The organism is Betaproteobacteria bacterium, from assembly GCA_016791345.1.
GTDB lineage: Bacteria > Pseudomonadota > Gammaproteobacteria > Burkholderiales > JAEUMW01 > JAEUMW01.
The window spans coordinates 1-6,808 of sequence record JAEUMW010000193.1 but is presented as its reverse complement, the minus strand read 5'-3'; the positions used below and the strand labels follow the sequence as shown (position 1 = coordinate 6,808).

Genomic DNA, 6,808 nt, shown 5'->3' with positions numbered 1-6,808 from the left:
GTGCTGCCGCTGCACGTCTGGCTGCCCGAGGCGCATCCGGCCGCGCCGTCGCCGGTGTCGGCGCTGATGAGCGCAGTCATGCTCAAGACCGCGATCTACGGGCTGCTGCGCGTGACCTTCGATCTGCTCTACCTGCAGATCTGGTGGTGGGGTGTGCTTGTGCTCGCCCTCGGTCTGATGACAGCGCTCTTCGGTGTCGTTTTCAGCGCCGTGCAAAGCGACATGAAGCGGCTGCTCGCCTATTCGTCGATCGAGAACATCGGCTTCATTCTGGTCGGCATCGGCCTCGCGATCACGTTCCGCGCCTACAACATGACGGCGCTCTCCGCGCTGGCGCTGACCGCTGCCATCTATCACTGCGTGAACCACGGCTTCTTCAAGAGCCTGCTCTTCCTGTGCACGGGCTCCGTGCTGCACGCAACGAAGGAGCGCGCGCTGGGCAAGCTCGGTGGCCTCATCCGCCGCATGCCGTGGGTCGCGTGGCTCGCGCTGCTCGGCACGCTGGCGATCGCCGGCGTGCCGCCGCTCAACGGCTTCGTGTCGGAATGGCTGCTGCTGCAGGCGTTCCTGCTCACCCCCGGTCTGCCGCAGGCCTATCTCAACATGCTGATCCCGGTGGCGGCGGCCGCCGTTGCGCTGACCGCCGCACTCGCCGGATACGTGATGGTCAAGTTCTACGGCGTCGTCTTTCTCGGGCAGCCGCGCGAGGACCGGCTCGCCACGGCCAGGGACTGCGGAATGCTGGAGCGCGTCGCACTCGTCTGGCTCGCGGCGTGGTGCGTGCTGCTCGGCGTGTTCCCGGTGCAGGTGATCGACCGCATCGACGAGGTCACGCTGCTGCTCAACGGGCGCGGCCTGGGCGATGCCGTCACCGCAGGCAGCTGGCTCTTTCTCGCGCCGATCAACCCTGACCGCGCGAGCTACAGTCCGCTGCTCATCCTCGCCGGCATCGCGCTCGTCACCGGCATCGTCTGGATCGCCGTGCGCAGGCTCTATCACGGACGGCTGCGCCGCGCGCCGGCGTGGGATTGCGGCTATCCGCTGCAGACACCGCGCATGCAGGACACCGCGGAAGGCTTCGGTCAGCCGGTGCGCGAAGTCTTCGCGCCGTTCTTCCGCATGACGCGCGAGTTGCCGTCCTCTTTCGACGCCGCACCGCGCTATCGCGTCGTCGTCGAAGACCACTTCTGGCACTGGATCTACCTGCCGCTCGCGAAAGCGGTCGATCGCATCACCGGCATCGTCACCGTTCTGCAGCGCGGCCGCATTTCCATCTACCTGATCTACAGCTTCGTCACGCTGCTGCTCCTGCTGCTCTTCGTGCGCACATGAACTGGACAGGCGCTCTCGCACAGATCATCGAGCTCCTGCTCGCCGTGCTGCTCGCGCCGATGCTCACGGGCTGGGTCAACCAGTGTCGCGCGTGGCTGCAGAACAGAAGCGGACCGGGAATCCTGCTGCCCTATCGCACGCTCAGCAAGCTCCTGCTGAAGGACGTCGTGCTCGCACACGACGCCTCGCCGCTGTTCCGCGTGGCGCCCTACGTCGTCTTCGGCTGCATGTGCCTGGCCGCTGCCATCGTCCCGACCCTCGGCACCGACCTGCCGTTTGCCGCCGCAGCGGACGCCATCGCGCTGGTCGGCATCTTCGCCCTGGCGCGCATCTTCGTCGCGCTCGCGGCGATGGACGTGGGCACTGCGTTCGGCTCGCTCGGCGCACGCCGCGAGATGATGATCGGATTCCTGGCGGAGCCGGCGCTGCTCATGGTGCTCTTCACCGCATCGCTCATCAGCCAGTCGACTTCGCTCGCCACCACCGTCGAGAAGCTGGTGCGGCTCGAACTCGGCATCTATCCGAGCCTCGCCTTCGCCGGCGTCGCGTTCACGATGGTGTCGCTCGCCGAGAACGCGCGCATTCCGGTGGACAATCCGGCGACGCACCTCGAGCTCACGATCATCCACGAGGCGATGATTCTCGAATACTCAGGGCGCCATCTGGCGCTTGTCGAGTGGGCCGCCAGCATCAAGCTCTTCGTCTATTCCTGCATCGGCATCGCGATCTTCTTCCCGTTCGGCATCGCCGAGGGCGGTGACGTGCTCGGCATCGTGCTCGCGGTGCCGGCGCTCGCCGCGAAGCTCGCCGTCGGCGGGTTCCTGCTCGCGCTGATCGAGACCATGAGCGCGAAGGTGCGCATCTTCCGCGTGCCGGAGTTTCTCGGCACCGCCTTCATGCTCGCCGTGCTGGCGATGCTCGTGCATTTCCTGCTGGAGGTCGGATGAGCCCCGCGCTTTCGGGTCAGATCATCAACCTCTTCGCGTCGGCCATGCTCCTGCTGTCGTTCGCGATGCTCGCCCAGCGGCGGATCCTGTCGCTCATCAACCTGTTCACCCTGCAGGGCGCGACACTCGCGTTGTCAACGCTCTTCGTCGCCTACACGACGGGCCAGAGCCATCTCTACTGGTCCGGTCTCATCACCGTCGCACTCAAGGTGTTCCTGTTGCCATGGATCCTGCACCGTCTCATCGAACGGCTGCACGTGAAATGGGACGTGGAAACCCTCATCAACATCCCGACTACGATGCTCGTCGGCATCGTGCTGGTCATCCTCGCCTTCAACCTCGCGACGCCGATCTCCCATTTCGCGGCCACCGTGACCAAGGGCACGCTCGGCATCGCGCTCGCCAGCCTGCTGCTCTCCTTCCTCATGATGATCACCCGCTCGAAGGCGGTGCCGCAGGTGATCGGCTTCCTCTCCATGGAGAACGCGCTGTTCTTTGCCGCCACCAGCGCCACCTACGGCATGCCGATGGTGATCGAACTCGGCATCGCGCTCGATGTGCTGGTCGGCATGGTCATCCTCGGCGTGTTCTTCTTCCAGATCCGCGAGCGTTTCGACAGCCTCGACATCCGGCATCTCGAACAGCTCAAGGAGTGAGGCGGTGAAGCGGCGAAGGAGTGAAGGAGTGAACAGGGAAGCGGGGAGCGGGAAACGAAAGGCATGAACGCGGAGATCCTGATCGTGCTGCTGACGCCGCTCGCGGGTGGACTGCTCCTCGCGGCTGCGGGCCATCAGCGCTGGGCGGCACACATCAACATCGCGCTGTGCACTGTCACCTTCGCGGGCGCCGCGGCGCTCACTGCGAAGGTGATCGAGGACGGCCCCATCATCGCCTTCGGCGAGCAGTTCTTCGTCGACTCGCTCAACGTCTTCCTGGTGACGCTGACGGCGTTCGTGTCGCTGACGACCGCGATGTTTTCGCGGCCGTACATGCTCGTCGAACAGGAGCACGGCAAGCTCACGCCCGGGCGCCTGCGCCTCTACCACAGCATGTACCAGCTGTTCGAATTCACCATGCTGCTGGTGCTGCTCACCAACAACCTCGGCGTGCTGTGGGTGGCAACCGAGGCAGCGACGCTCACCACCGTGCTGCTGGTTTCGCTGTACCGCACACCGGCGAGCCTGGAGGCGGCGTGGAAATACTTCATCCTGTGCGGCGTCGGCATCGCCCAGGCACTGTTCGGGACCATCCTGCTCTACATGGCGGCGGAGAAGGTGCTCGGCAGCGGCGCATCCGCGCTCCTGTGGACGCATCTCGTGACGGTCAAGGACCAGCTGGAGCCGACCGTGATCGGCATCGCGTTCGTCTTTCTGCTGGTCGGCTACGGCACGAAGGTCGGGCTGGTGCCGTTGCACAACTGGCTGCCCGATGCGCATGCCGAGGGCCCCACGCCGGTGTCCGCGGTGCTCTCCGGCCTCCTGCTCAACGTCGCGCTGTACGCGCTGGTGCGCTGCAAGGTGCTCACCGACGGTGCGCTGCAGGGAGCGTCGGCGGGTCGACTGATGATGGGCTTCGGCCTGCTCTCGGTGGTCGTCGCGGCCTGCTTCCTGTCGCGGCAGAAGGACATCAAGCGCCTCTTCGCCTATTCCTCCATCGAGCACATGGGGCTCATCACGTTTGCATTCGGCATGGGTGGTCCGGTGGCGAGCTTCGCCGGTCTGCTGCACATGACCGTGCATTCGCTCACCAAGTCCGCCATCTTCTTCGCCGTCGGCCACGCCGTGCAGAAGACCGGCACGCAAATGATCGACGACATCCGCGGACTGGTGCGTGTGAGCCCGCTGGTGGGCTGGGGACTCATGCTCGGCACGCTCGCCATTCTCGGCATGCCGCCCTTCGGCGTCTTCGCGAGCGAGTTCCTCATCCTGACCACGGCGATGCGCGAGCACGCGTGGGCCACGCCGTTCCTTCTCGTCTCGCTGGGCATCGCTTTCGCCGCGGTCTTCAGCAAGGTGCAGCCGATGGTCTTCGGCGAGACGACCGCGACGCGCCTGCCGCATCCGCCGGCATTGCTGCCGGTGTTCGTGCATCTGGCGCTGGCGCTGCTGCTCGGCCTCTACATTCCCGAATACCTCGCGATGTGGTACCGCGAGGCGGCCAAGCTGATCGGGTGATGCACGAAGAAGCGAACAGGTGAAGGCGTGAACGAAACCAGGCCAAGCCGATGGACATCGCGGGACTAACGCTCGCGCCGGTGGCAAGCGCGGTGCCCGCGTGGCACGGCACGGTCGAGCCGGCCGCCCTCGTGTCGACCTGCGTCGCCGTGCGCGAGCGCGGCGGACGGCTTGGGGCGCTGTGGGGAGCGGACGAGCGCGACCGCGCCGCGGGCTTCGCCCTGCACGCGCTCTTCATCGTGCAGAACGCGCTCCTCTGGATCACCGTGCCGGTGGCCGCCGCAGATCCCACGGTACCCGACTTGACGGCGGTCTTTCCCTGCGCCGACCGCATGCAGCGTGCGGTGTTCGACCTCGTTGGCATCCGCTATGACGGCGGCGACCAGCGCCGCTGGCTGCGCCATGCGGCGTGGCCGGCGGACGGCTTTCCGCTGCGCCACGCCGGGCTCGCCGGCCTCACCCCGCAGAACGGCATCGACGACTACCCGTTTGTGCACGTGAGCGGCGACGGCGTGCACGAGATCCCGGTCGGACCGGTGCACGCCGGCATCATTGAGCCCGGGCATTTCCGCTTCTCCATCGTCGGCGAGAAGGTGCTGCGGCTGGAGGAGCGGCTCGGCTACAAGCACAAGGGCATCGACAGGCGCTTCGGCGGCGTGGATTTCAAGGAGGGCTTCCGGCTCGCCGGGCGAATCTCGGGCGACAGCACGGTGGCGTACGCGTGGGCATACGCGATGGCGGCGGAGACGCTCGGCGGCTACGAGCTGCAACCGCGCCCGCTCGTCCTGCGCGCCCTGCTGCTGGAACGCGAGCGCATCGCGAATCACCTGGGCGACCTGGGCTACCTCGGCAACGACGGCGGTTTCGCCTTCGGCCTCGCCCAGTTCTCGCGCCTCAAGGAAGACGTGCTGCGCCTCAACCAGCGCCTCTTCGGCCACCGTTTGCTGATGGACCTGATCGTGCCCGGCGGCGTCGCGCGCGATCTCCCGCCGGAGACGGGCGCCAGCGCGCTGCTCGCGCAGTGCGACGCGCTCGAACGCGAGGTGCAGGTGCTGCGCGCCATCTACGACGACCACGCCGGCCTGCAGGACCGCTTTCTCACCTGCGGATTCCTGACCCCGCAGCTCGCCTCTCGGCTCGGCGTGATCGGGCTCGCCGGCCGCGCCAGCGGTCAGGCCTGGGACGCGCGCGTGGCACCCGGCTTCGATCCGTACGACCGGCTCGAGGTGAAGATGGCCACGCGCCGGCAGGGCGATGTCGCCGCCCGCGTCGCCGTGCGCTTCGACGAGATCTTCGAATCGCTGCGCCTCGTGCGCACCCTGGTCGAGGAGATGCCGCGGGGTGCGTCGCACATCGCGCTGCCGCGACCCAACGGCGAGCGCATCGGACTGGGTTGGGTCGAAGGCTGGCGCGGCGAAGTCCTCGTCGCCATCGAAGCGCGCGACGGCGTGATCCGGCGCTGTCACGCGCACGATCCGTCCTGGCAGAACTGGCCGGCGCTGGAGCATGCCATCATGGGCAACATCGTTCCGGACTTCCCGCTCATCAACAAGTCGTTCAACCTGTCCTACAGCGGGCACGACCTCTAGGCGGCGACAGGCAACGAGCGAAGGAGTGACAGCGTGCACAAATTGCTGAAGCAGATCGTGCGCACCGGCATCGTCAGCGAGGCACCGCCCGCGCCCGACGACGCACTGCGCGCCGTCTCGCAGCGGCTCAAGCGCCACATCCTCGACACGCTCGGTCGCGCGCTCACCATCCGCCACGTCGATGCCGGCTCGTGCAACGGCTGCGAGCTGGAGATCCACGCCCTCAACAATCCCTATTACAACCTCGAAGCGCTCGGCATCAGGTTCGTCGCGAGCCCGCGTCATGCCGACCTCCTGCTCGTCACCGGACCGGTGTCGCGCCACATGGAGACGGCGCTCGTGCGCACCTACGACGCCACACCCGGACCGAAGCTCGTCGTCGCCGTCGGCGATTGCGGCTGTACCGGCGGCATCTTCGGCGAGAGCTACGCCAGCGCCGGGCGCGTGTCGAACGTGATCCCGGTCGACGTCGAGGTGCCCGGCTGCCCGCCGACGCCCACCGCGCTCATGCAGGGCATCCTGACGGCGCTCAACGTCGGCGCCAAGGGAGCGAGCACGCGACACCTGAGGTGACAGCCGAACGGAAAGCGGCGAGCCGCCCAGACGATGTCGCGCGAATTCGAGCGGCCCTTCGCACGCTGCCGGCAGTTGCGTTCCTGCTTCTGATTTCTGCGGCACACGCCAACGTCTTCGTCGAGGATCGCCGCGAGCAGCGCGAAGCAGCGCTGCCGCCGTTGCGCTCCGTCGGCGTGCTGCACCACGCGGG

General features: G+C 67.1%; 6 protein-coding genes. All 6 read left to right on the top strand.

Annotation, left to right across the window (positions count from 1 at the left end; translation table 11 throughout):
* Window positions 1–1,332: hydrogenase 4 subunit B (locus JNK68_07355; GenBank protein ID MBL8540174.1), on the top strand; the 1,332-nt coding region annotated here is incomplete at its 5' end.
* Window positions 1,329–2,279 carry an NADH-quinone oxidoreductase subunit H gene (locus tag JNK68_07350; protein MBL8540173.1) on the top strand — a complete coding sequence of 317 codons (951 nt, stop codon included), beginning with the start codon at window positions 1,329–1,331 and terminating at the stop codon, window positions 2,277–2,279. The genes JNK68_07355 and JNK68_07350, both read left to right, overlap by 4 nt.
* The gene (locus JNK68_07345) at window positions 2,276–2,935 is read left to right on the top strand and encodes a formate hydrogenlyase (GenBank protein ID MBL8540172.1); all 660 of its coding nucleotides are present in this window, start codon (window positions 2,276–2,278) and stop codon (window positions 2,933–2,935) included. Before JNK68_07350 ends, JNK68_07345 begins: the two co-directional genes overlap by 4 nt.
* Window positions 2,936–2,998: 63 nt before the next feature.
* Window positions 2,999–4,453: a hydrogenase 4 subunit F gene (locus JNK68_07340; GenBank protein ID MBL8540171.1), complete on the top strand. Its 1,455-nt coding sequence runs from the start codon at window positions 2,999–3,001 to the stop codon at window positions 4,451–4,453.
* 50 nt (window positions 4,454–4,503) lie between these two features.
* On the top strand, window positions 4,504–6,042 hold the full coding sequence (locus JNK68_07335) for an NADH-quinone oxidoreductase subunit C (protein MBL8540170.1): 1,539 nt from the start codon (window positions 4,504–4,506) through the stop codon (window positions 6,040–6,042).
* Window positions 6,043–6,075: 33 nt separating this feature from the next.
* Complete coding sequence (locus JNK68_07330) at window positions 6,076–6,615, top strand: NADH-quinone oxidoreductase subunit B family protein (protein ID MBL8540169.1); 540 nt, start codon at window positions 6,076–6,078, stop codon at window positions 6,613–6,615.
* Window positions 6,616–6,808 lie beyond the last annotated feature (193 nt).